We start from the raw sequence: 23,555 nt of genomic DNA, 5'->3' as shown, positions 1-23,555 counted from the left end.
GGCTCACCTAAGTGAGGCGGGCCTAACCTACGCGAAGAGGAGGATTCGTCAAGGGCCGTCCGCAGGACGGCGGCGGCCCGGCCGGTGGACGTTCGTCCAGATCAGCGCCGCGCCGCCCCCGCGCGGAGGCGCTCCGCCAGGACGAGGACCTCGTCGCGCAGGGCGTCCGGCGAGAGCACCTCGAACTCCCAGCCGAGCCCGGCCAGCATGGCGGCCATGCCGTCGAGGCGCTCGGCCCGCGTCTCCAGCAGGACTCCGTCGGCGTGCTCGCTGAGGCGCCCCACGCTCCTCGGCAACCGCTCGCGCGCCTGCGCCAGGGTGGTCCGCAGCACCACGGTGACCTCGTGTGCCCACTGCACCGCCCCGATGCCCGCGACGACGTGCGTGCCGGCGTCGAAGTCGGCGGGCACCACGTACGAGCCGGCGCCCTGCTCGACCGCCGTGACGCGGTCCAGACGGAACGTCCGGACGTCGTCACGGCCGTGGTCGTGGCCGGTGACGTACCAGCGGCCGGAGTGCAGGACCAGGCCGTAGACGTCGACCTCGCGCCGCGACTCCCGCCCGTCCCAGGCGGTGTAGGCGATCGTGACGGTGCGTCGCGCCTGCGCCGCGGAGGCGAGCGCGAGGAGCGTGTCGGCGCCGGTCGGGGCGGCGGAGCGCGCCGGGGCGGTGAACTGCGCGGTCGCCAGCAGGCTGTCGATCCGCCGGCTCAGGGGCCGCGGCAGGACGCGCGAGACCTTGGCCAGGGCGCTCGCCGTCGCCGTCTGGCCGGTGCTCGCGAGCCCGGCGCGCTCGGCGACGGTGAGGCCCAGGACGACGGCGACGGCCTCGTCGTCCGTGAGCATGAGCGGCGGCAGCTTGTGCCCGGGCGCGAGCCGGTACCCGCCGTACCGGCCGCGCTGCGCCTCGACGGGGATGCCGAGGTCGGCGAGGTGGTCGGCGTAGCGCCGCACGGTGCGCTCGTCGACGCCGAGCCGGTCCGCGAGGTCACCGACCGTGCGCAGGCGGCCCGTCTGGAGGAGCTCGAGCAGCGCGAGCACGCGGGCGGTCGGGCGGCTCACGGCCTCCCTCCGAGCGGCCCTGCCGGACGGGCTCGGGATACCGGGCGGATTCTGTCCACAATCCACCCTAGCGTCGGATCCATGACCACCACCTACGTCCTCGTCCCCGGCTTCTGGCTCGGCGCTGCGGTCTGGCGCCCCGTCGCCGACGCACTGCGCGAGCAGGGTCACGTCGTGCACGCCGTCGACCTCACCGGCATGGGCGAGCGCGCCGACCTCGCTTCCCCGCAGACCGACCTGACGACCCACGTCGACGACGTCGTGCGCCTGCTCGAGGAGCAGGACCTGCACGACGTCGTGCTCGTCGGCCACAGCTACGGCGCGCTCGTGACCACCGGCGCGGCCGACCGCGTGCCGGGACGCGTCGCGCGACTGGTCTACGTCGACTCCGGCCCCCTGCCGGACGGCACGGCCCAGGCCGACTTCGGGGGACCTGACGCCCGCGCCGCCGACGAGCGACGGGTCCAGGGGGAGGGCGAGGGCTGGCGACTCCCGCCGCCCCCGTGGGCCGCGCTCGCCGCCGACGTGCCCGAGGTCGACGACGCGACGGTCGCCGCGCTGGTCACCGGCTCGCAGCCGCAGCCGTGGCGCACCGCGACCGAGCCCGTCGCGCTCACCGGCGCCTGGCGGCACCTGCCCCGCACGGCGGTGCTGTGCACCTTCGGCGTCGAGCAGCTGCAGCAGATGGCGCAGCAGGTCCCGCTGTTCGCGGACATGGTCGACGGCGACTGGACCTACGTCGAGCTGCCGACGTGGCACTGGCCGATGGTGAGCCGTCCGGTGGAGCTCGCCGAGGTCCTGGGTGCCGAAGGTGCACAGCACCGCCATCGGTGACCGCACCGTCCGGGACACCCGCTTGGCGGAGCCCGTCGTGTAGTGGTCACACATGTGACCACTACACGACCCCCGAGGGTGGAGATGTGACCACTTCAGCGGCGAGCGGCACCATCCACGCAGACCGAGGCGAGCCGCCGGGGGCACCGACCCCGCCAAGGCCACGAAGGTTGTGCCTCTCGCGGTGATGGTCCACAGATCCGTCCGCGCGGAGGTGCTGGACCCCCGCCTGATGCGCCGGAGAGTCGGGACGTCGAGATGGCCGACCATCCCCGGACCGCGCGGCCGACCAGCTCAGCCGCGCATCGGTAGCCAGTCGAGGACGCGCTGGACGTGCTCGTCCCAGTACGCCCAGTCGTGCCCGCCGGGGTGCAGGTGCGCGTCCACCGCGACACCCCGCGCCGCCGCCCGCTCGACGAACGCGTGCTGCGTGTCGACGAGGTCGTCCTGCGCCCCGCACGTCGCGTACAGCGCGGGCAGCGACGCCGGGTCGGCGCGATCGAGCAGCGCCAGCAGGTCGTCGTCGGTACCGGCCGGGTCCGCACCGCCCCACACGTGAGGCATGAGCTCGTCCCGCAGGTACCGGGCGCGTTCCCCGCCGACGACCAGCGCCCCGGACAGGCTCGCCGCCGCGGCGAACCGCCACGGCTGGCGCAGCGCCCACTTGAACGCCCCGTACCCGCCCATCGACAGGCCCGCGACGAACGTGTCCTCGCGCCGGTCGGAGACGCGGAAGAAGTGCTGCACGGCCCGCGGCAGCTCCTCGGACAGGAAGGTCCAGTACGCGCTGCCGTGAGCCTCGTCCGCGTAGAACGACCGCCCCACGCGCGGCATCACCACCGCGATCCCCCGCTCGGCGACGTACCGCTCGATCGACGTGCGGCGCAGCCAGATCGTCTCGTCGTCGCTCAGGCCGTGCAGCAGGTAGAGCACGGGTGGCGGGCCGGTGGTCTCCACCCCGCCCATGCCGATCTGGCCCCGGGCCGACTCGGGCAGCAGCACGGTCACGGCCGTGCTCACGCCCAGCGCCTCGGAGAAGAAGTGACAGGTCAGCAGCGCCATCGCCGGTGGTCCTTCCGTGGGGTCCCACTCGACGGTAGCCCTGCCCGGGTCACCGCTGCCGAGCGTGGCAGTCCCCCACCGGGGCTCAGGTGCGGGGCCGCGCAGCGAGGGGCCCCGGCAGTCGGACCGCTCGCGCTACCCCGCCTCGACGGTGACCCGCAGTGGACGACCGAGGCCCACCGACAGCCGGTCGACGCCCTCGTCGAGCGCGCTCCGCGCCGCCGGCCCCTCGCCGTCCCACCGCACGGTCAGGTCGCCGTCGCGCTCGGCCCACGTCCCGACGACCACGCCGCCGGCGACCACCAGCGGTGTCCCGCGGGTCGCGGCGGTACGCCGCGCGGGCGGGACGACGTCGCGGTCCGCCGTGCCGGGCCCGAGCACCCACTGGTCGTAGCCGGGCAGCAGCCGCACCGCATCGGTCGGCTCGGCGGCGAGCAGGTCGTCGAGGTCCTCGCGCAGCACCAGCGCGTCGCGGCCGCCGACCTGCACGGTCGTCAGCCTGTCGGCCGCGTCGGCGGTCCACTTCGCCAGCCGCCGTCCCGCGCTCAGCCCGCTGCCGAGCCAGTACTGCAGGCCGTCGGGCGTCGCGGGGCCGTACGCGCGGACGTACGCCATGACCGCGCGGCGCCCGGCGTCGTCGAGGTCCGGGATGCCCGGCCACCCCGGCACGTGCGCGAGCGTCTGCAGCGTCGTCCGACGGTCGCGGGTGGGTCCCAGGCAGAGGTCGCCCTGCCAGGCGAGCGCCTTGAGCAGGGCCCACGCGCCGCCCTCGACCGCCTGCTCGAGGTGCCGGTACGCGGGCCGTGCGGTGAGCGCCGCGACCAGCTCGTCGTGGGTCAGCGGGCCGTCGTCGAGGATCTCGCGGACGGTCGCGCGGAAGGCCGGCCAGTCCTCGGGTTCGAGGCCGTAGTGCTCGCGCCAGCTCCGCAGCTCCCACTGCCGGCCGGAGCCCCGGACCGCCAGGTGCACCGCCGCGTCGTCCGGCGTCATGACGTGCACGCTGCCGCGGAAGGTGAACGTGCGGATCAGCCGGCCGTCCGCGAGCGCCGCGGCGACCTCCCCCTCCGCCTGTGCCGCCTGCCGCGTCCGCACCGCGAGGTCGACGTCGGACTGCGCGGCGACCGCGACGAGCCCGCCCACCACGTCCTCGGCCGTGGCCGCCCCGGGCTCCAGCAGGCCGTGCCGCCGCAGCCGCCAGGCGAGGGCCTGCGGCACGGTCACGGCTGGCCGCGTCGAGTCGCTCACAGGAACAGGCAGAACGGGTGGCCGTCGGGGTCGAGCATGACCCGCACGTCGTCCTGCGGCTGGGGCGACGCCTCCCGTGCGCCGCACTCCAGCGCCCACGCCACGGCCGCGGGCAGGTCGTCGACCTGGACGTCCAGGTGCTGGGTCGAGCGCTGCTCGCCGGGCCGAGCGGGCCACACCGGTGGGCTCCACTCACGCTCGTGCTCGAGGTTGATCGTCATGCCCACGTCCCCCGGCAGGGGCTGGACCTGGGCCCAGGTGATGCCGTCGGGGTCGTCCGGCGCCGCGTCGTCGAGCACGGTGATCCGCCCGCCGAGCAGCCTTGCGTAGAACCGCGCGGCCTCGTGCGGACGGGGGGTGCTGATGCTGATCGACGTGGCGCGCAGGCGGGGAGCGCCGCTGGAGACGCGCTCACCGGGCGGGATGGTGCCGAAGGTGTCGTCGCTCATCCCCCGATGCTGGCACCGGGGTGGGACACCTGCACCCAGACCGGACCCGGCGGGCCGTGGCGCCATCGACCGGACCTCGAGCCACGGAGGGACGTGCGCCTTTCGTCACCTTGGCGTTGACGCCCGGTCTCTCAACCCCTGAGGATGCTGCCGTGCTGTTCACAGCACAGGACGCCATCCCGACCGGTCGACGCCCCCCGTCCAGGCCGGGTGTCTCTCAGATCGCTGCCCTCGCAGCGACGGCCGCCTCGAGGAGCAGTCATGACGATCGACGTCGACACCACCGAGGGTCGGCTGATCCTCCTCTCGGCGGGCGGCCTGCTGTTCTTCTTCGGCCTGGAGGACCTGCTTGCCGGCGGGGAGTCATGGCTCCGCACCGTCCTGACGGTCGCTCAGGTGGTCGCGGGGGCTGCCTTCCTGCTGGCTGTCACGATCTCGGTGATCCGTCACCCGCGCGGACGCAAGCCCTCGGAGCGACGCGTCGAGGCGTGACCCGCCCACAGGACGACGGCCCGGCGGGCAGCGCCACCCGCCCTCGGGCGGGAGGTGGTCGCTACTCGTCGCCGCCGAAGAACCCGCCGTCGAGGATGCGGCTGTAGCGCAGCCGCAGCGCACGCTCGGTGCTCGCGGCGATCGTCGCGACCACGAGCGCGATGTTCGCCGTCTCCGACAGGCGGAACGGGCTGGTCCACGCGCCGACGGCCTGCGCCACGGGCGGGATCGCGGTGAGCTGCTCGACGACCTGCGGGACGCCGAGCACGAGCGCGACGACCAGCACGCTTGCCGACGCGAGCGCCAGCGCGCGGCTCAGCGCCGGGTGGGTCCGGTCCAGGCGGGCACGCCACCCCTCGGCCGAGGCCGGGTCGGGCACGAGCTGGCGCACCGACCCGTCGTGCCGCACGTGGTGGATGCGCCGCATCCCGTACCCGCTGGACGCGACATCGATGGTGCCGTCCGGCACTCCGAACGCCGCGGGGAGCTTCGCGGTGGCGTGGTGGAGGCCGTCGACGTAGAGGTCGGCTCGCGCCTCGCCGTCGGCGTCGTCACCGCCGTGCCGGACGTCGACGGACCAGGTGCGCGGTGCGCCGGCCGGGTCCGTCAGGTGCAGGTGGAACAGGGAGCGGGTGAGCAGCTGCCAGGGGCGGTAGGGCGTCAGCGCGTGCCCGTCGCCGGGCTGCACCGTCGCGGTCCTGCGTGTCATGGGTCCTCCTCGTTGTCCTCCGGTTCGGGTGTGCGGGTGCCGCCGCGGCCACGAGGGCCGCGACGGCGACATCGCTGCGAGGTCTCGAACCGGGGTCTCATGTCGTCAGACCTTCACGACGTAGGTGAGGGCGAGGTAGAGCGACACCGTGGTCACGGTCGTCCAGAGCACGATGGCCACGGCCTGCCAGAGCAGGACCCAGCGGCGAGGGCTCCCGCCGGCGACGAGGATCGCCGCGGTGAACTGCGTCGGGATCGCGAGCGGGCCGAGGATGCTCGCCCCGGGGACGCCGAAGCGGTTGAGCCACGTGAGGACGCGCTGGCGCCCCTTCGACAGCGGCTGGGCGGGCTCCGGCTGCCCGAACCCGTCGACCGCGTGGACGTCCGGGGTCGCCGGGCCGCCGACGGTCGCCTTCACGCGCGTCCGGTGGACGACGGCCGTGCGGGCCCGTGCGGTGAACGCGACCACGAGGGCCACGGACAGGAAGTTGCCGGTGGCGGCGGCGACGCCCGCGACGACGGGGTTCAGTCCGCCGACGAGCCCGACCATCGCGCCGAGCTCCCCCTCGACGAACGGGATGGCGCCGGCGAGCATGACGATGAAGGGCTGGAAGAACTCGGGCACGTGGGCCACGAGCTCCTGGAACCTGACGATGAGCTCCTGTAACGGGGTCATGATGTCGTCTCCTTGCGAGTCGTGGATCGAGCGGTTCTCGATCACGACCCGAGGAGACACCGTGTTCTCGGAACAGGGTCAAGGGGTGGGTGGGCGGGCGCGGTCGAAGCTCGCGGACGCGCGCTTCACCGGGGTGTGGCGACAGGCTCGCATGGCCCCGGCCTGGCCTGTCACTCCAGGGCGGTGCCCGAGTCCCTGGGCTCGGTCAGCTACAGGCCCAGCACGGAGCCGGCATCGCTCGGCGCACCCAGAGCGTGGAGAGCTTCGTAGAGCGCGTCGTCAGGACTCCCTCCGAAGCGCGACAGTGCGTAGGCGTTGACCGCTCGCGCCCTGCGGAAGGCGGTCTCGTAGGCGCCCGCGGGCGCCGTGTCATCGTCCTGGATCTGCCAGGCGATGACGTCGAGCTGCTGAAGCTGGGCGGTGACCGCCTGCTCGTCACCCTCAGGCGTGCCGAGGCCCACGACCTCGAGCGCGTGAGCCGCCGCCCGCGCTGCGACGCGACGGCGCTCGACCGCATCGAGCGACGCAAGTACTGCCGCCATGTCGGGCCACTGCCCCTGAAGACGATCCACCTCCCGAACAGTAGGAGGTTCAGCCGTCGGCGTCGTCGCGCGCCGCCAGGACCTCCTGCGCCATCTGGTACCCGAGGAGGGCGGCGCGCGTCAGGACGTCACGCTGCGCCGGGTTGTACAGCGCCGTCACGGCCTCGACGAAGGTCTCCTGCACGACACGCCCGCTCTTCGCCTGGTGCGTCGCAGGGTCGCTGAGCCACGGGTAGTCGACGAGGTTGCGCGCGATGCCCTGCGCGAGCTTCTCGGCGGCGCGCTGGCGCGTCGGCTCGTCCGCGTCGGGCGGCAGCGCCTCGAACTCCTTGTCGGTGTCGCCGAGGTCGGCGTCCTCCTGGACCATGTCCCGCAGGTCTGCCAGCGCGCTCTCGTCGTAGAGCCGGGAGTAGATGTGGATCACCGACCTGTCGACCTCCGAGAGGTGCTCCGCCACCGACGCGAACCCCGCGGGGACGTCGGGCGGCGCGTTGTTGCTCAGGATCGCGGCGATCTCGGCCCGCGCCTGCTGCAGCTGCTCGATCTTCGCGGCGAGGTCGGCGTCCACCTCGCGCAGCCGGTCCGCCGTGTCCGCGCTGTCGGCCACCCCGTCGACCTCGGAGAGCGGCACGCCCAGCTCGGCGAGGCGCCGGATCCGCAGCAGCCGCACCAGGTGCGGCACTCCGTACTTCTTGTAGCCGTTGTACCGGCGGTCGGGCTCGTCGAGCAGCCCGAGCCGGTGGTAGTGCCGGATGGTGTTCACGGTCGTCCCCGCCAGGTGGGCGAGCTCGCTCGTGCTCCAGGCCATGGCTGCTCCTCGTCTGCCGGCGACGCCGGAGGGGCCCCGGTCGGCTGCCGCAGGCCCCCCCTCGACGAAGCCTGTCACGAGCCGCATCCCGAACCGGCCCCGCCGCGACGCCCGTCGCGCGCGGGCCGCCCGGTCAGACGGTCTGCGTGCGCGTGATCCGCGCGGCGTCGCCCACAGTGACGACGGTGATGCCGTGCCGCGCCGCGGCCTCCTCGAGCGGCTGCATCGTCAGCTTGTGGACGAAGCCGTCCGCCGTGAAGCGCATCTCACCCGCGGGCGCGGTCACGACGTACTGGTAGCTCGTGCGCAGCTGGTGCGTGGCCGCGATCTCGACGGTCTCGCCGCGACGCACCACCAGGCCCTCGTGCCGGGCACCGAGACGGCCCGCGAACAGGGTGATGCCGTCGGGCCGGTCGAGCATCTCGACCATCGACCACCCGCGGTACCAGGGCGCCTTGCGTGCGCGCAGCAGCAGGGCGCCCGCACCGACGACCACCATCAGGAGCCCCACGAGCCACGCGGGCAACGTCGCGCTTCCCCGCTGCATCGAGCCCTCGAAGCCGGTCGCGGCCTCGACGGCGATCCACGCGACACCGGCGATGATCGCGACCACCGCGAGGCCGGTGTTCATTGCCGCACCGACGCGCGCACCGCGTCCCGGGAGGAAGACGGCGGGGGTGGGCGTGGTCGCGGCGTCGCCCCGCGGGCTGATGATCACGCGCGCAACGTAGCGCGGTGCCTGCAGCGGCGTACCACGTTCGGCCGGAGGTCACCCGGGAGGGTGGCGTCGCCTCGCGGCGCAGCGACGACACGCCGGGTCGTCGGACGGACACGCCGCACGAACACACCGCAGGTTTGACGCCCCGTCACCCGAACGGCTGAGGTGGACGGCGCCCGCACCGCTGACCTGCACAGGAGCTCCCGCCGTGCCCCCCGCCGATCGCCACCGTCCCCGCGACCGTCAGACGCGCGCCGGCGTCCGGACCGCTCGGTGAAGGGCGCGCACCACGCCCTGTGCGGGGCGGCGGCATGGGTGGCCGTGGCGTCGACCGCGCCGTACACGCTCGGCTGGTACCCCGTGTCGTCGCTCGGGATCGTCACGGGCGCGCTCGTGTGCGCGGGCGCGGCGCTGGCACCCGACGCCGACCACCACGACGCGACCATCGCGCACTCCCTGCCACCGGTGTCCGAGTGGGTGTGCGACCTGGTCGGGCGCCTCGCGGGCGGGCACCGCAACGGCACGCACTCGGTGCTGGGGATCGCCGTGCTCACCGGCATCGCGTGGGCGGCCGGGACGGTGACCATGCACTCGGACGTGCTCGGGGACCTGGCGGTCGGGGCCGGGACCATGTCGTTGCTGCTCGTGGCGTTCGCGGCACGCGCCCTGCGCCTCGCGCGGCGCCGGCTCGACGCGTGGGCACTCGCGCTCGCGCTGGCCGGGTTCATCACGGTCGCCGCCCCCACGGAGTGGGACTGGCTGCCCGTCGCGGTCGGGCTGGGCGCGGCCGTCCACGTGGCGGGCGACATGCTGACGGGCGGCGGCGTCCCGCTGCTGTGGCCCTGGGAGCCGCGACCCCCGCGCTGGTGGCGGCGGACGCCGGTGCTCAACGACCTGTGGAGCAGCGGCGGCAACTTCGCCTTTCCGGTCCTGGGCACGACGGGCTCGTGGCGCGAGCGCCTGCTGGTCGCACCGCTGACCGCCTACGCGGCGTACGGGATGGGCGCCGCCGTCGTCGTCGGCTCGCTCACGGCCCTCGGCCACGACCCGGACGTGGTGATGGACCAGGTCTGGGACGCCGCGAACGTCCTGGTCGGGACGGCGACGGTGGTCGGCACGATCGCCCTGACGACTCCACCCCCGACCTGACCCCCCGACCCCACCGGATCCGCCGAACTCGTCCTTGCGCGGCTTCAGGTCGGTCAGTCGCCGCCGAACGACGAGTTCGGCGCCGGGGACGGGGGTGGCGGTGCGACGGCGTCGTCGGGGGCCAGGGCCACTCGGCGCAGCAGCTCGAGCAGCGTGCGCTGCTCGTCGGCGTCCAGCACCTCGAGCCGCGCGCGCACGCCCTCGTGGCGCTGGGCCGAGACCGTCTCCAGCAGGTCGTGGCCCTCCTCCGTGAGCTCGACGAGCGTCGCGCGGCGGTCGCGCGGGTCGGGGACGCGCCGGATCCACCCGTCGGCCTCGGCGTGGTCGACCTTCGACGTCACGGACCGCGGCGCGACGTCGAGCACCGCCGCGAGCTCTCCCAGACGCTGCGGCCGCCCGAGCCGGTCGAGGGTCCGCAGCAGCCGCAGCTGACCCGGCGTGATGTCGTGGCCCAGTCGCTCGGTGGCGTCGCGGCGGACGGCGCGCAGGACGTCGTGCAGGAGCTCCAGCAGCTCCTCGGAGGGCGGGGGACGTCGGGCCGGCTCGCGGCGCTCGCGCGGCCGGTCGTCGTGTCCCACCGTGAAGGGAGGAGGATCGGACGGGGCACCGGACGGTGCGAGGTCACGCTTGCCGTCGGTCACGTCGTCCGTCCGCTGCTCCACGCCTCCGAGGTTACCGGGGGAATAACTCGGAGGTGAACGTTGCTCATCGTGAGGTAACCTCAGCATGTTGCGCGGCTCGGTCCGCGCCCTCCGACCCCTGGAGGTCCCCCTTGACCCACCCCGGACCCGTCCCCGGCGGCCGCGGGATGCGCGGCTTCAGCCAGGACCGTGACGTCGCGCGCCAGCGCCTCGCCCCCGGCACCCTGCGCCGCATCCTCACCTTCGCCCGGCCCTACCGCGCCCAGCTCGCGGTCTTCCTCGTCCTCATCGCGCTCGGCGCGGCCGCCGGCGCCGCCACCCCCTGGCTGTTCCAGCGGCTCATCGACGACGGCATCGCCGCGGGCGACACCCGCACGGTCGTCACCATCGCGATCATCGTCGCCGTCCTGGCCGTCGTGTCGGCCGCGCTCGGCGTCGGCGAGCGCTGGGTGTCCGCGCGCATCGGCGAGGGCCTCATCCACGACCTGCGCACCGCCGTGTTCGACCACGTGCAGCGCATGCCGCTCGCGTTCTTCTCCCGCGCCAAGACCGGCGCGCTCGTCCAGCGCCTCAACGGCGACGTGCTGGGCGCGCAGCAGGCCTTCACCGCGACGCTGTCCAACGTCGTCAGCAACTCCCTGACCATCGTCTTCGTGCTCGCCGCGATGCTGTCGATGTCGTGGCAGCTCACGCTGCTCTCGCTCGTCCTGGTGCCCGTGTTCGTGCTGCCCGCCCGGTGGTTCGGCCGCAAGATCGCCGGGATCACGCGCGAGTCCTACGAGCTCAACGCCGACGCGTCCCAGACGATGACCGAGCGGTTCAACGTCGCCGGCGCGCACCTCGTCAAGGTCTTCGGCGACCCCGCCCGCGAGTCCGCGGCCTACGCCGAGCAAACGGCCCGCGTGCGGGACATCGGCGTCAAGCGCGCCCTGTACTCCACGTGGTTCCGCATCGGCCTGACCACGGTCGCGGCGATCGCCACGGCCGTCGTCTACGGCGTCGGCGGTCTGCTCGCGATCCGTGGCGAGCTCACCGTCGGTGTCGTCGTCGCGCTCGCCGCGTACCTCGGCCGCCTGTACGGCCCGCTGACGGCGATGTCGAACGTGCAGGTCGACGTCATGACGGCGCTCGTGTCGTTCGAGCGTGTCCTCGAGGTCCTCGACCTGGAGCCGACCGTCTCCGAGAAGCCCGACGCGTCCGACCTGCGCGCGGCCGTCGCGACGAACGGCGCGACCCTCGAGCTCGACCACGTCGGGTTCCGCTACCCGTCGGCCGACGAGGTCTCGCTGGCGTCCCTGGAGTCGGTGGCGACGCTGAGCCGCGACCCCGTCGCCGACACCCTGCACGACGTCACGTTCAGCGTGCCCGCGGGGTCGATGGTCGCACTCGTCGGACCCTCCGGGGCCGGCAAGACGACGATCTCGCAGCTCGTCACCCGCATGTACGACCCGACGCGCGGTGCCGTGCGCATCGCGGGGCAGGACCTGCGCGACGTCACCGCCGCGTCCCTGCGCGACACCGTGGGCATCGTCAGCCAGGAGGCACACCTCTTCCACGACACCATCGCAGGCAACCTGCGCTTCGCGCGCCCCGACGCCACCGACGACGACATCGAGCGCGCCCTGCGCGGCGCCCACGTGTGGGACCTGGTCGCGTCCCTCCCGGACGGCATCGACACCGTCGTCGGGGACCGCGGCTACCGCCTGTCCGGCGGCGAGCGCCAGCGCCTCGCGATCGCGCGACTGCTGCTCAAGGCCCCCGACGTCGTCGTGCTCGACGAGGCCACGGCGCACCTGGACTCCGAGTCCGAGGCCGCCGTCCAGGCCGCGCTCGACGAGGCGCTCGTCGGGCGGACGTCGCTGGTCATCGCGCACCGCCTGTCGACCGTGCGTCAGGCCGACCTCATCGTGGTCGTCGAGGACGGACGCGTCGCGGACACGGGCACGCACACCGAGCTGCTCGCACGCGGCGGCCTGTACGCGGACCTGTACCGCACGCAGTTCGCGCCCGCCGCCGCGGCCGTCTGACGCCGCGCGCGACCGCCGCGCGCGTCGTCGACCCCAGACGTACCGTCGACAGATGGGGGCGACGAGGATCAGGGTGGGCACCGCCGTGTGCCTGCTGGGTGCGGTGACGCTGGTCGCCGGTGCGTGCACCACGGGCACGCCGGAGGAGACGGCCTCGGCGAGCGCGCCGAGCGCGAGTCCCCCGGCCGCGAGCGGCACCAGCACCCCCGCCGCGAGCCCGTCGCTGGAGACCCTGCAGCAGGACGTGCTGCCCCTGTTCGAGGAGCGCTCGTTCGACGAGCCGGAGGCCGACCTGCCCGTCGGCTACAACCTGTTCCTGCCCGAGGGGTTCGACTCCGAGCAGTCGTACCCGATGGTGCTCTTCGTCTCCGACTCGACGCGTGTGGGCGACGCGGTGCCCGCCCCGTCCACGCAGTACGGCGCCCTCGTCTGGGCGAGCCCGCAGGTGCAGGCCGAGCAGCCGATGATCGTCGTCGTCCCGCAGTACCCGGACCTCGTCGTCGCCGACCTCGAGGGCCGCGGCACGACCGACTACGTCGACCTGACGGCACGGCTCGTCCGCGCCGTGCAGGAGGACCTCCAGGTGGACAAGGACCGCACCTACGCCACCGGGCAGGGGCTCGGCGCCGCGACGGTCCTGCAGCTCGCCGCCCAGGAGCCGGAGCTGTTCTCCGCCGAGCTGCTGGTCGGCGGCCAGGGCGGCACCCCGGACGCCGGGGGGCTCGCCGAGCAGACCTTCGTGTCGGTCGCGACGGACGGCGACGACGGGGCGCAGGACCAGCTCCGCTCGGCGCTGGACGCGGCCGGCGAGACCTACGGGACGGCGTCCTGGGACGCGACCTGGCCGTCCGACCGTCTGGCCCAGGCCGCGACCGAGCTGCTCACCGGCGACGACGACGCGTACCTCGTGACGATCGAGGGCACCCCGACCGCGACCGCGACGGCCGGCGTCGACGCCCGGCCCGCGTTCCAGCAGGTCTACGAGATCGGCCCGCTGCGCGACTGGCTGCTCGCGCAGGACTGACGCCCACCGCGCGCGGTCACCGGGCGGCGGCGGAGCTCAGTGGACGAGCTTGAGCCCCACCACGCACGCGACGATCCCGAGGATGAGCAGGATCTTCACCAGGCTCGCGGTCTCGGCACCCGTCGCCATCGCGAACGCGACGGTCACGGACGCGCCGATGCCGACCCACACGGCGTACGACGTGCCGGTGGGCAGCTCACGCATCGCGTAGGCCAGACCGCCCATGGAGACCAGCAGCGCGAGGCCGAAGACGACGGTGGGGCCGAGCCGGGTGAACCCCTCGGACCGGCCCAGCGCGGTGGCCCAGACGGCCTCGAACATCCCGGACACGACGAGCACGACCCAGGCGAGCGACGTTGGGGACACGGGTGACCTCCGGTGGCTGCCGTCTTGTCGCTCTCCGGGTACGGCGCCCCTCGTCCGGGAGCCCGCGCTGACGTCGGGCCCGCCACCATGCTCGCACGCGCGCGGCGCACGCCGGGTGGACGGTGGCCGACGTCACCGCACGAGGCTCAGCAGCTCCCCTCGGCCTCGTACCCCCGGATCACGTCGACCTTGGCGGCCGACGCAGACGTCGTGTCGAACTCGTGGTCCAGCCACTCGCGGACCAGCCCCTTCGCGACCTCCAGGCCGATGACGCGCTGCCCCAGGCAGAGCACCTGTGCGTCGTTCGACAGCACCGAGCGCTGCACCGAGAAGGTGTCGTGCGCGGTCACGGCACGCACGCCGGGCACCTTGTTGGCGGCGATCGCCATGCCCAGGCCCGTCCCGCACACCAGCAGCGCGCGGTCGGCGCCGCCCTCGGCGACCTTGCGCGCGGCCGCGACGGCGACGTGCGGGTACGCGGTGTCGTCGTCGGCGTGCACGCCGACGTCCTCGACGACCTCGACGCGCGGGTCGGCACGCAGCAGGTCGGCCAGGGCGTCCTTGTACGTCAGGCCAGCCTCGTCGGCACCGACCACGATCCTCGCGACGCTCATGGGGTCTCCTCCCCCTCGGGTACGACGGTAGACCGGACGGCCGCGACGATCGCGGTGAACGACACGGCTCCGGGGTCGGGTGTGCCCACGCTGCGCTCGGCGAGCGGACGTGCGCGCCCCAGACGCGGGCGCAGGTCCGCGGTCGCCTGCGCCGCCGTGCGTGCCGCCTGCAGCGCGGTGTCCCACGCGGCCGCGGGCGCCTGCCCGGCGGACGCCGCCTGCTCGAGGGCCGCCGCGAACGGCTCGGCCGCGTCGACCATGGTCTTGTCGCCCGGCTGGGCCCCGCCCAGCGCGACGACGGCGGCGACGCCCGCGCGGACGGCCGTCGCGGCCCGCGTCGAGGGGTCCGCGACGGGACGCGCGGCCAGGGCGTGCGCGACTGCGCCGATGCCCGCACCCCACAGCACGCCGGACGTGCCACCGGCCTGGTCGGCCCAGGCACGGCCCGCGTCCCGCAGGCACGCGACCGCGCCGTGACCGGCGTCGGCTGCTGCGGCAGCGGCCGCCGCGGCGGCCGTGGACCCGCGCAGCATGCCGCGGCCGTGGTCGCCGTCGCCCGCGACCGCGTCGAGCCGTCCGAGCTCGGTCTCCAGGTCCGTCAGGACCGCGTGCACCTGGGCGAGCGCGGCCACGACGACGGGCGCCTCGGAGGCGTCGGTCGCGTCGACGACGCGGGCGGCGCTGCCGGCGGCGTCGCCGTCCGACGAGCCCGCCCACGTCGAGCCCGACGGCTGCGGCGCGTCCGCCGCGTCCGTGCCCGGCGCGTCCGTGACAGGCGCAGCGACCGCTCCCACCTGACCGCGCCGGTACGCGGGCGTGTGCGCCGGTGCGCACCACCACCGCTCGAGGTCCTCGTCGAGCCACACGAGCGTCAGCGAGCAGCCCGACATGTCGAGGCTCGTGACGAGCTCACCGACGTCGGGCTGCACGGCCTGCAGTCCCGCCGCGTCGAGCAGCGGGCGCACGGCGCGCCAGAGGACGAACAGCTCCTCGTACTTGGTGCGGCCGAGCCCGTTGAGCACGACGCCCACGCGCGGACCCGCATCGGCGGGCTTCTCGCTCAGGAGCCGCTCGACCAGGAGGGCGGCGAGCTCGCTCGCGGTACAGGCGGGCATCTCGCCGATCCCGGGCTCCCCGTGGATGCCGACGCCCAGCCCGACCGTGCCCTCAGGCACGGTGAACAGCGGCTGCTCGGCACCCGGCAGCGTGCAGCCGTCGAACGCGACGCCCAGCGTGCGGGTGCGGTCGTTGGCGTGCCTGGCGGCGGCGACGACCTCGTCGAACGACGCCCCCTCCGCAGCCGCGGCCCCGGCGACCTTGAACACGACGTGGTCCCCCGCGATGCCGCGGCGGCGGTGCACCTCCTCGACGGACGCGGACGCGACGTCGTCGGTGACGACGAGGTACTCGCACGCGATGCCGCGCTCGCGCAGCTCGTCGCGCCCGAGCGTGAAGTTCATGACGTCGCCCGCGTAGTTGCCGGTCAGCAGCACGACGCCCGCGTCACCGGCGGCCGCCGCACCCACGGACACCACGTCGGCGGTGGACGGCGACGTGAACACGTTGCCCACCACCGCGCCGTGCGCGTACCCCGGGCCGACCACCCCGTAGAAGGCGGGGTAGTGACCCGAGCCCCCGCCCACGACGACCGCGACCTGCGACCGCGGCGCCGGCACGGCCCGGACGACCCCGCCCGGCACGCGCCGCACCTGGTCCGCGTACAGGTCGACGAACCCCTCGACCGCGTCCTCGACGAACCGGGCCGGGTCGTCGGCCAGGGGCCTCACCACGTCGGCTCCTTCGCGAGCATCGTCGCGACCACCGAGTCGTCGGACGCGTCGAGGCCCGCGGCGGCCACGGTCCGGTACAGCTGCTCCGCCGCGGCGGCGACGGGCGTCGCGACCTTCAGCTGCCGGGCCAGGTCGCCCACGATCCCCATGTCCTTGCCGATGACGTCGAGGCGTGAGCGCAGCGGCGGGGTCTCGCCGCGCAGCTGGGCGGCGATGCGCGGGCCGCGGTCGGCGAACATGAACGACGCGGCCGCACCCTGCGAGAGCACCTCGATGCACGCGTCGAGGTCCAGCCCCAGGCGGTGGGCGAGCGCGAGCGCCTCGGACGCCGCCGCGGTGTGGATGCCGCACAGCAGCTGGTTGACGGTCTTGAGCTGCTGACCTGCGCCGATGCCACCGACGACGGTGAGGGACGACGACAGGGCGTCGAGCACCGGGCGGGCGGCGGCGAGCGCCTCGTCGTCCGCGCCGACCATGATGAGCAGGTCACCGGTGCCGGCGCGCACGGGACCCCCCGAGACGGGCGCGTCGACGCAGCGGATGCCGCGGGCGGCCAGGGCGTCGGCAACGGCACGCACGGCCGCCTCGCCGACGGTCGAGGTCACGACGACCACGGCGCCGGCGGGCAGCGAGTCGGCGACGCCGCCCTCCCCCAGGACCAGCGCGTCGAGCTGGGCACCGTCCCGCACCCCCACGACCGCGACGTCGGTGCCGCGGCACGCGTCGGCGACGCTCGTCGCGCCCGTGGCCCCGGCCTCCACGGCCAGCGCGACGCGCTCGGGCGCGACGTCGAACCCGACGACGTCGAACGGCCCGGCGAGCGCTGTCGCCATGGGCAGGCCCATGGCACCCAGGCCCAGGACCGCGACGCGCGCGGTCACCGGGCGGCCTCGGCGGCCCGCAGGACGCTCTCGCGGGCCTCACCGGTGGCCACCGCGAGCATGCGGCGGATGTACCGCGCGTTGCGCGCGGAGACCGACAGCCCGTCGCCGCCGTAGTGCTCGACGCAGAACGGCCCGGTGAAGCCGGCCTCGACGGCCGTGCGGATGGCCTTGCGGTAGCTGACCGACCCCATCTCCATCGGGGCGGGCATGGCGACGTAGGTGCCGGCGGCGCGGTCCTCGTCGCGGAAGTAACTCTTGACGTGCCAGTAGTTCGACACCGGCAGGCACGCCTCGACGGCGGCCTGGAAGTCCTCGATCGGCCGGTGCAGGCGCACCAGATTGCCCAGGTCGGGGTTGAGGCCGACGTTGTCCTGGCCGATGTCGTGGACCAGGCGGACGGAGGACTCGGCGGTGCCCAGCAGCGTGTCCTCGTACATCTCGAGCGACAGCTCGACGCCGACCTCGGCCGCGTGCCGCCCCAGCTCGCGCAGCCGCGTCACCGCGAGCGCCCAGGTGTCGGCGTCGGTGGCGTCGACCGGGCCCTCCTCGGTCCAGAACCAGAATGCCTGGCGCTGCGCGGGCAGCAGCGGGCGGTGCAGCCCGAAGCTGACGATCTTCGTGCCGAGCGCGGCGGCCGCGTCGATCGTGCGGTGCGAGTAGGCGAGGTTGTCGTCACCCATCTCAGGGTCGATCACCGAGCGGCGGATCGCCGACAGGGCGACGGGGTCCAGCCCGACGGTGGCCAGGGCCTCCCGGAGCTCCTCGATGCGCGCCGGGGTCAGGTCACCCGGTCGGATCCAGCAGTCCGTGAGGTCGACCTCGGTGAACCCCTCGAACGCGACCTCGGCGAGGTGGTCGACCCAGGTGTCCGCCGGCGCGTCCTGGGACGCGGGGAACGGGAGCATCGCGACGGCGATGGGCCACTGCTCGGAGGTGGGGCGAGTGTCGGGCGTGCTCATGCGAAGGTGTCCTCGTCTTTGAAAACTTTTCGAGTCTTGCGTGGTGTTCGGTCACGCTAGTTTTCGTTCCGTCGTGATGTCAACGCCCGTCGCGAGGCGTGCATCCGCCGTGAAACCCCGGAGAGACACCTTGAGTTTTTCGGTAGTGGAGGGCTAGTTTCACCCCGACATGAAGGGGACACGGATGCCTGCTGCCGCGCGTCGTCCGACGCTCACGGCCGTCGCCGAGCGCGCCGGCGTGTCGATCGCCACGGCGTCGAAGGTCCTCAACCGGCACGACGTCGCACCCGCCACCCGCGAGCGCGTCGAGGCTGCCGTCGCCGAGCTCGGGTACCGCACCCCGGGCGCCCGCAACATCGAGGTGCGCCCCACGGTCGAGTTCCTGGTCGACAAGCTCGACAGCCCGTACGCCATGGAGGTCCTGCGCGGCGTCACCCTCGCCGCCGAGGAGGCGGACGTCGACGTCACGGTCTCCCGCCTGCGCCGCGGCGGCGGCGACCGGCCCGAGGCGGCGTCCACGTGGACGCGGCGCCTGGTGGCGGCGCGACGCACCGGAGCGATCGTCGTCACCGGGCAGGTCACCGGCACGACGTACGCGAGCATCGCCCGCGCACGCCTGCCCGTCGTGGTCGTCGACCCGTTGCACCTGACCACCCCCGAGCTCGTCTCCGTCGGGTCGACCAGCTGGACCGGTGGACGCACCGCCACCGAGCACCTGCTCGGGCTGGGACACACGCGCATCGCGATGATCGGTGGCCCGGAGGCGTCCATCAGCGCCGTCGCGCGCGTCGACGGCTACCGCTCGGCGTGCCAGCGCGCGGGCGTGGCCGTCGACCCCGCGCTGGTCCGGCACGTCGCGTTCGACCACGACGCCGCGCTGCAGGCCGCCGACGCTCTGCTGCGCCTCGACGACCCACCCACCGCGCTCGTCGCCAGCAGCGACGCGCAGGCGTTCGGCGTGCTCGAGGCCGCGCGCCTGCTCGGCCTGGTCGTCCCTCGCGACCTGTCGGTCGTCGGGTACGACGACACGTACGTCGCGGCCTGGGCCAACCCCCCGCTCACGACCGTCCGCCAGCCGCTGCAGGACATGGGACGCGTGGCGCTGCGCACCGTCGTGGCCATGGCCGACGGGCGCCTGCCCGACGCGCACCACATCGAGCTCGCGACGTCGCTCGTCGTGCGCTGCTCGACCGCCCCTCCCGCCCGCTGACGGCCCGCGGCGGGACGACCCCTCAGACCAGGCGCCCCAGGTGCAGGGCCGCGAGGGCGAGCGCCGCGACGGTCTCGCCGTCGCGGATCTCGCCCGTGCGGACCATCGCGAGGACGTCGACGAACGGGACGGTGCGGACCGCGGTGATGCCCTCGGCGGCCTGCTCCTGAGCCGTCCCGGCCGCATCCGTGACCGGTGCCAGGCCGCGGGCGACGAACACGTGCTCCACGGCGCGCGCGACGCCGTTGAGCGCGTCGAGGACCCCGACGCGCGTCCACTCCCGGGCGGTCAGCCCGGTCTCCTCCGCCAGCTCGCGGCGCGCGGCGACCAGCGGGTCCTGGCCGTCGGTGCCACCGGCGGGGACCTCCACGGAGCCCGGCCCGATGGTGTAGCGGTCGGTCGTCACGAGCACGACCTCGTCGTCGTCCGTCAACGCCACGACGAACACGGACGGGCGCACCTCGACGACGCCGTAGACGCCCGACCGCCCGTCGGGCGCGAGGACGTCGTCCTCCCGCACCGTGATCCAGGGGTTCTCGTACGCGACGCGCGAGCTCACGGTCTGCCAGGCCATGGCCCCACCGTAGGGCCCGGTCAGTGCGCGAGCGCCCGCGCGGTGGTCAGCACGACGACGTCCTCGACGAGCGCGGCGCGCACGTCGGGCCGCAACGCGTCCGGCCCGTCGTCCGCGGCCCACTGCCGCCACGACGCCCCCGCGACGGAGCCGGCGAACGCACCGGCACCTCCGGCGAGCGCCGCGACGACGACCGCGGGGAACCGACGGCCGTCGACCACCGCGAGCGCGGCGGCACCCGTCGCACCCGCGACGAGCCGACCGGCGATCTGCGGTGGCACGAGCCGGCTCGGGGTGGCGGGGAGCTTGTCGACGACGCACTCACCCAGGACCGCGAGGGTGGCGAGCCCGCGCAGCACACGCGCCGCCGGGCCGTCGTGGCCGCGTGTCGCGGCGTGGACGGGAACGGCCAGGGCGACCGACGACCGGCCTCCCGCAGCGAGGCCGAGGACGGCAGACCGCGCGATGACACCCATAGGAGGTGTCTACCGGGGTGGCGTGGCACCGGCATCTCGAGGCGCCTGACGGGTGCCGTCGCGGGCCGCTGCTGCCGGACGACCGTCCGGGTCGCGCGGGCGTTCGACGTGCGGGACCTGCCGACGGGCACCAGACTCGCCAACCAGTGGGCCGCTGTGGCCCCCACCGACGCACGACGAAGGAGCGACATGGGTATCGGTACCGGCATCGCACTCCTGGTGATCGGGGCGATCCTCTCGTTCGGCATCTCCGACCGGCTCGAGGGCATCGACCTGACGGTCATCGGCTACATCTGCATGGGAGCCGGCGTCCTGGGCCTGATCCTGGCGATCGCGCTCAACGCCCAGCGCACCAACACCACGCACCGCCAGGTGATCGAGCACCGCGAGGAGCCGCCGCTCCCCCCGACGGCCTGACGCCTGGCTCGCCCGCGCGCTCGACGCCCCGCCCCGGACCACCGGTGCGGGGCGTCGTCGTGTCCGACGCCGGTCCGGGCGCGTCCGTACGCCGGGCACGACCAGCACATGTCGGACGGGACGGACACAATGGGCGCCCGCGCACCGAGCAGGACGCGCGGCGCCAGGGGGCGACGACGAAGGGGGACGCATGGACCAGGACGAGGCTCGCGAGGCCAAGGCCCACGCACTGGAGGTGGCACGCACGCTCTCCGAGGCCGTGCTGCGGCCGTCCACCACGACGGCGAGCGTCGTCCCGCTGTCCGTGGGGCTCGCGCCGTGCCACGACGGGAGCTACGGCATCGCCCTGCGCTACCGCCTCGGCCTGCCGGAGGTCCGCTCGATCGCACGCCAGGTCGCCGCGCAGATCGGCGAGGTCGGCAAGGTCGTCGACCTGCGCCGCACGGGCCGCATCCGCGCCCTCACCGGCGGTGTCACGCCCGGGACGGACGTGGGCACCGAGGGAGCAGCGGTCCCGGGGCCGCGCCCCCCGGTGGTCACCGCCCAGGCGCTGGGCGAGACGGGCCGGGTGCGCCCGCTGCGGCCCGGGGTGTCCATCGCGCACGTCGACGTGACGGCGGGCACGCTCGGTGCGTTCGTGCTGGCGGGCGGCGCGGTGCACGCGCTGTCGAACCACCACGTGCTGGTCGGCTCCCCGTCGGGCCGTCGCGGCGACGACATCCTGCAGCCCGGCCCGGCCGACGGCGGACGCACCCCCGGGGACCGTGTCGGCACGCTCGCCGCCTTCGTCCCGCTCGAGTCCGGCCGCACGGCGAGGGTCGACGCGGCGCTCGCCCTGCTGGACGACCAGGACGTCGACGCGACGTACCCGGTGGGCCGCGTGACGACCACGGCCCGCGCCCGGGGTGGTGAGCTCGTCGGCAAGATCGGGCGCACGACGTCCGTCACGACGGGCCGCGTCACCGCGATCGAGCTGGACGACGTCGTCGTGGGCTACGGCGAGGAGCTCGGCAACCTGCGGTTCGACGACCAGGTCGAGATCGAGGGGATCAGCACCGCGCCCTTCTCCCGCGGTGGCGACTCCGGGTCGCTGGTCTACCGCGAGGACGGGGTGGCCCTGGGACTGCTCTTTGCCGGGTCGGAGGTCGGGGGGGACAATGGCCGTGGGCTGACGTACGTCAACCCCATCGATGCCGTCCTCGGGGCGCTCGACGCGACGCTGCTCGCCTGACGCGAGCACCGCGCGGGTCCCCGGCGACGCGGGAGGTGCGCAGTGGCCGATCTCGACGAGGCACGCAGAGCCAAGGACGAGCTGAAGACCGCACTGGCAGGCCGTGCCGGCGTGACCGCCATCGGGATCGCCCCCGACGACGACGGCTACGGCGTGCTCGTGCGCGTCCAGGACGACGCGGTCCGCGCCCGGCGCGCCGACGTCCCGACGAGCGTGCGGGGCGTGAACGTCCACGTGCGCACGTCAGGTCCCATCACCGCCCAGGCCTGACCCCCGGACGACGGACGCGCCCGCACCCCGGAGGGTGCGAGCGCGTCGCGGACGTCAGCCGCCGGACCTCAGCGGACGATGCAGGGGTTGCCGTTGAGCGTCGCCGCGGTCACCGGCGCCGGCGTGCCCGCGCCGATGAAGCCGAACGTCACGGCGTTGTGGTGCGCGATCGTGGGGTTCCACGCCGCGTTCTTCGCGGTGACCGTCGAGCCGGACTGCGTCGTCACGCTGCTCCACGACTGCTGGACCTGCTCGCCGTTCGCGAACTTCCAGCTGACCTCCCAGCCGTTCACGGGCTCCATCGTCGCGTTGAAGACGGTGACGTTGCCCTGGAACCCGCCGGGCCACGAGCTCGACGTGTCGATCTCGACCTCGCACACCGAGTCGTCCGGCACGGTCGGGGTCGGGGTCGGGGTCGGGGTCGGCGTCGGGGTGGGCGTCGGCGTCGGGGTCTGCGTCGGCGTGACCGACGGCGTCGGCGTCGGGGTCTGCGTCGGCGTCGGCGTGACCGTCGGCGTGACCGACGGCGTCGGGGTCGGCGTCACGCCGCCGCCACCACCGAAGTCCACGTCCACGCAGTTGTAGAACGACTCCGGGCTGTCCGTGCGCTCCCAGATGTTGAACAGGACGTGCTTGCCGCTCTTGTTCGACGGCAGCTTCACGTTCCACCAGTACTCGGGCCCGGCGACGCCGCCCTCACGCAGCGGCGGATTCAGGACGCGGTCGAACGGCGCGGCCTCGAGGTCGTCCCAGCCGATCGCCTCGTTCTGGTTCCAGCCGTCCTTCGTGATCCACGTCGTGAAGTACCCGGGGTGACGTGCGACCGCGGCGTACTCGAACGTCATCGTCTGACCGGGGGTGACCTTGGTGGTCGGCCACGCGGAGGACGGCGTGTTGAAGGCGGCGAACTTGGAGTCCGGACCGCAGAGCTTGCCGTCAGCGATCGTCTCGTGGCGGCCGTTGATGGTGCCGAGCAGGTCGCCGAACCAGTTGTAGAAGCCGTAGCTGTTGTCGGCGAAGGCGTTCTTGCAGGCCGCGTTGGTCGGCCGCATGTTGCCGGCCTCGCCGGCTGCCTGGCCGCCTGCGAGCCCGTCCTGGTAGCAGACCCACGTGCGGGTCGGCGGGTTGGTGAGGCCACCGTGCGCCTGCGCGGCGGTCGGAATGGCGACGAGGGCGGTCGCGACCAGCGCTGTGGCGGCGACACCGCCCAGTGTGCGGCGGGTGGATCTCGGTCGAGGCATGCGGGGGGTTCCCTCTCGCGCGAGCGGCGGTTCGGCCGCAGGGGGCAGGGCACCAGCTGGTGCGGTGTGGCCTCAGGGTGAGGACCG

27 protein-coding genes and 1 riboswitch are annotated in these 23,555 nt (G+C 74.3%); of the genes, 9 read left to right on the top strand and 18 right to left on the bottom strand.

All coding sequences use genetic code 11. The features are described 5' to 3' along the window. Positions 1 to 101: 101 nt before the first annotated feature. Positions 102 to 1,061, bottom strand: coding sequence for a helix-turn-helix transcriptional regulator (locus NP048_RS01160; RefSeq protein ID WP_227577145.1), 960 nt, complete (start codon positions 1,059 to 1,061; stop codon positions 102 to 104). A gap of 81 nt (positions 1,062 to 1,142) precedes the next feature. Here NP048_RS01160 and NP048_RS01155 point away from each other — a divergent pair, with 81 nt between their 5' ends. Then, positions 1,143 to 1,895 carry an alpha/beta fold hydrolase gene (locus NP048_RS01155; RefSeq protein ID WP_227578781.1) on the top strand — a complete coding sequence of 251 codons (753 nt, stop codon included), beginning with the start codon at positions 1,143 to 1,145 and terminating at the stop codon, positions 1,893 to 1,895. Between the two features lie 294 nt (positions 1,896 to 2,189). On the opposite strand, the gene NP048_RS01150 is transcribed toward NP048_RS01155, so the two are convergent. The 3 genes from NP048_RS01150 to NP048_RS01140 all read right to left on the bottom strand — a co-directional run bounded on the left by NP048_RS01150 (position 2,190) and on the right by NP048_RS01140 (position 4,651). Next, the gene (locus tag NP048_RS01150; RefSeq protein ID WP_227577143.1) at positions 2,190 to 2,957 is read right to left on the bottom strand and encodes an alpha/beta hydrolase; all 768 of its coding nucleotides are present in this window, start codon (positions 2,955 to 2,957) and stop codon (positions 2,190 to 2,192) included. A gap of 135 nt (positions 2,958 to 3,092) precedes the next feature. Next, positions 3,093 to 4,178, bottom strand: a complete 1,086-nt coding sequence (locus NP048_RS01145) for a DNA glycosylase AlkZ-like family protein (RefSeq protein WP_227577142.1) — start codon at positions 4,176 to 4,178, stop codon at positions 3,093 to 3,095. Between the two features lie 20 nt (positions 4,179 to 4,198). Next, positions 4,199 to 4,651 (bottom strand): VOC family protein, encoded by a 453-nt coding sequence (locus NP048_RS01140; protein ID WP_227577141.1) that lies wholly within the window; start codon positions 4,649 to 4,651, stop codon positions 4,199 to 4,201. Positions 4,652 to 4,912: 261 nt separating this feature from the next. Here NP048_RS01140 and NP048_RS01135 point away from each other — a divergent pair, with 261 nt between their 5' ends. Continuing rightward, positions 4,913 to 5,143, top strand: coding sequence for a hypothetical protein (locus NP048_RS01135; RefSeq protein ID WP_227577140.1), 231 nt, complete (start codon positions 4,913 to 4,915; stop codon positions 5,141 to 5,143). A gap of 61 nt (positions 5,144 to 5,204) precedes the next feature. On the opposite strand, the gene NP048_RS01130 is transcribed toward NP048_RS01135, so the two are convergent. The 5 genes from NP048_RS01130 to NP048_RS01110 all read right to left on the bottom strand — a co-directional run bounded on the left by NP048_RS01130 (position 5,205) and on the right by NP048_RS01110 (position 8,595). Beyond that, complete coding sequence (locus NP048_RS01130) at positions 5,205 to 5,852, bottom strand: hypothetical protein (RefSeq protein ID WP_227577139.1); 648 nt, start codon at positions 5,850 to 5,852, stop codon at positions 5,205 to 5,207. A gap of 105 nt (positions 5,853 to 5,957) precedes the next feature. Then, entirely contained in the window at positions 5,958 to 6,527 is a 570-nt protein-coding gene (locus NP048_RS01125; protein WP_227577138.1) for a small multidrug efflux protein, read from the bottom strand. A gap of 209 nt (positions 6,528 to 6,736) precedes the next feature. After that, a complete protein-coding gene (locus NP048_RS01120; protein WP_227577137.1) occupies positions 6,737 to 7,099 on the bottom strand; it encodes a hypothetical protein in 363 nt (120 codons plus the stop codon). Between the two features lie 19 nt (positions 7,100 to 7,118). Next, positions 7,119 to 7,877 (bottom strand): MerR family transcriptional regulator, encoded by a 759-nt coding sequence (locus tag NP048_RS01115; RefSeq protein WP_227577136.1) that lies wholly within the window; start codon positions 7,875 to 7,877, stop codon positions 7,119 to 7,121. A 133-nt stretch (positions 7,878 to 8,010) separates the two neighbouring features. Then, entirely contained in the window at positions 8,011 to 8,595 is a 585-nt protein-coding gene (locus tag NP048_RS01110; protein WP_227577135.1) for a hypothetical protein, read from the bottom strand. A gap of 273 nt (positions 8,596 to 8,868) precedes the next feature. On the opposite strand from NP048_RS01110, the gene NP048_RS01105 reads away from it, so the two are divergent. Then, complete coding sequence (locus NP048_RS01105; protein ID WP_227577134.1) at positions 8,869 to 9,744, top strand: metal-dependent hydrolase; 876 nt, start codon at positions 8,869 to 8,871, stop codon at positions 9,742 to 9,744. A 53-nt stretch (positions 9,745 to 9,797) separates the two neighbouring features. Here the strand turns inward: NP048_RS01105 and NP048_RS01100 are convergent, their stop codons facing one another. Then, entirely contained in the window at positions 9,798 to 10,406 is a 609-nt protein-coding gene (locus NP048_RS01100; protein WP_227577133.1) for a MarR family winged helix-turn-helix transcriptional regulator, read from the bottom strand. Positions 10,407 to 10,552: 146 nt separating this feature from the next. Between NP048_RS01100 and NP048_RS01095 the strand changes: the two genes are divergently transcribed. Together NP048_RS01095 and NP048_RS01090 are read left to right on the top strand one after the other, a co-directional pair. Next, positions 10,553 to 12,412 carry an ABC transporter ATP-binding protein gene (locus NP048_RS01095; RefSeq protein ID WP_227577221.1) on the top strand — a complete coding sequence of 620 codons (1,860 nt, stop codon included), beginning with the start codon at positions 10,553 to 10,555 and terminating at the stop codon, positions 12,410 to 12,412. Positions 12,413 to 12,464: 52 nt separating this feature from the next. After that, the gene (locus NP048_RS01090) at positions 12,465 to 13,436 is read left to right on the top strand and encodes a carboxylesterase family protein (RefSeq protein WP_227577132.1); all 972 of its coding nucleotides are present in this window, start codon (positions 12,465 to 12,467) and stop codon (positions 13,434 to 13,436) included. A gap of 36 nt (positions 13,437 to 13,472) precedes the next feature. Here the strand turns inward: NP048_RS01090 and NP048_RS01085 are convergent, their stop codons facing one another. The 5 genes from NP048_RS01085 to NP048_RS01065 all read right to left on the bottom strand — a co-directional run bounded on the left by NP048_RS01085 (position 13,473) and on the right by NP048_RS01065 (position 18,049). Beyond that, positions 13,473 to 13,802, bottom strand: coding sequence for a DMT family transporter (locus NP048_RS01085; protein WP_227577131.1), 330 nt, complete (start codon positions 13,800 to 13,802; stop codon positions 13,473 to 13,475). A gap of 12 nt (positions 13,803 to 13,814) precedes the next feature. After that, positions 13,815 to 13,886, bottom strand: a riboswitch (guanidine-III (ykkC-III) riboswitch). A 62-nt stretch (positions 13,887 to 13,948) separates the two neighbouring features. Next, complete coding sequence (locus tag NP048_RS01080; RefSeq protein WP_227577130.1) at positions 13,949 to 14,416, bottom strand: ribose-5-phosphate isomerase; 468 nt, start codon at positions 14,414 to 14,416, stop codon at positions 13,949 to 13,951. Continuing rightward, complete coding sequence (locus NP048_RS01075; RefSeq protein WP_227577129.1) at positions 14,413 to 16,206, bottom strand: dihydroxyacetone kinase family protein; 1,794 nt, start codon at positions 16,204 to 16,206, stop codon at positions 14,413 to 14,415. The genes NP048_RS01080 and NP048_RS01075 overlap by 4 nt, the downstream gene beginning before the upstream one ends. After that, positions 16,200 to 17,087 (bottom strand): NAD(P)-dependent oxidoreductase, encoded by an 888-nt coding sequence (locus NP048_RS01070; protein ID WP_227577128.1) that lies wholly within the window; start codon positions 17,085 to 17,087, stop codon positions 16,200 to 16,202. Before NP048_RS01070 ends, NP048_RS01075 begins: the two co-directional genes overlap by 7 nt. Then, positions 17,084 to 18,049: a sugar phosphate isomerase/epimerase family protein gene (locus NP048_RS01065; RefSeq protein WP_227577127.1), complete on the bottom strand. Its 966-nt coding sequence runs from the start codon at positions 18,047 to 18,049 to the stop codon at positions 17,084 to 17,086. Before NP048_RS01065 ends, NP048_RS01070 begins: the two co-directional genes overlap by 4 nt. Positions 18,050 to 18,233: 184 nt before the next feature. Between NP048_RS01065 and NP048_RS01060 the strand changes: the two genes are divergently transcribed. Continuing rightward, complete coding sequence (locus NP048_RS01060; RefSeq protein WP_227577126.1) at positions 18,234 to 19,259, top strand: LacI family DNA-binding transcriptional regulator; 1,026 nt, start codon at positions 18,234 to 18,236, stop codon at positions 19,257 to 19,259. Between the two features lie 22 nt (positions 19,260 to 19,281). Here the strand turns inward: NP048_RS01060 and NP048_RS01055 are convergent, their stop codons facing one another. Both NP048_RS01055 and NP048_RS01050 read right to left on the bottom strand, forming a co-directional pair. Next, entirely contained in the window at positions 19,282 to 19,833 is a 552-nt protein-coding gene (locus NP048_RS01055; RefSeq protein ID WP_227577125.1) for an NUDIX domain-containing protein, read from the bottom strand. 20 nt (positions 19,834 to 19,853) lie between these two features. After that, positions 19,854 to 20,309: a hypothetical protein gene (locus NP048_RS01050; protein WP_227577124.1), complete on the bottom strand. Its 456-nt coding sequence runs from the start codon at positions 20,307 to 20,309 to the stop codon at positions 19,854 to 19,856. A gap of 189 nt (positions 20,310 to 20,498) precedes the next feature. Between NP048_RS01050 and NP048_RS01045 the strand changes: the two genes are divergently transcribed. From NP048_RS01045 to NP048_RS01035, 3 genes are all read left to right on the top strand, one after another. Then, positions 20,499 to 20,726, top strand: a complete 228-nt coding sequence (locus NP048_RS01045; protein ID WP_227577123.1) for a DUF6458 family protein — start codon at positions 20,499 to 20,501, stop codon at positions 20,724 to 20,726. A gap of 190 nt (positions 20,727 to 20,916) precedes the next feature. Then, positions 20,917 to 21,957: a chymotrypsin family serine protease gene (locus NP048_RS01040; RefSeq protein WP_227577122.1), complete on the top strand. Its 1,041-nt coding sequence runs from the start codon at positions 20,917 to 20,919 to the stop codon at positions 21,955 to 21,957. A 42-nt stretch (positions 21,958 to 21,999) separates the two neighbouring features. Continuing rightward, the gene (locus NP048_RS01035) at positions 22,000 to 22,227 is read left to right on the top strand and encodes a hypothetical protein (RefSeq protein ID WP_227577121.1); all 228 of its coding nucleotides are present in this window, start codon (positions 22,000 to 22,002) and stop codon (positions 22,225 to 22,227) included. A 68-nt stretch (positions 22,228 to 22,295) separates the two neighbouring features. On the opposite strand, the gene NP048_RS01030 is transcribed toward NP048_RS01035, so the two are convergent. Next, positions 22,296 to 23,468, bottom strand: coding sequence for a lytic polysaccharide monooxygenase (locus NP048_RS01030; protein WP_227577120.1), 1,173 nt, complete (start codon positions 23,466 to 23,468; stop codon positions 22,296 to 22,298). Positions 23,469 to 23,555 lie beyond the last annotated feature (87 nt).

It is taken from the genome of Cellulomonas xiejunii (genome assembly GCF_024508315.1).
Classification (GTDB): Bacteria; Actinomycetota; Actinomycetes; order Actinomycetales; family Cellulomonadaceae; genus Cellulomonas; species Cellulomonas xiejunii.
This window is presented reverse-complemented; position numbering and strand designations above follow the sequence as displayed.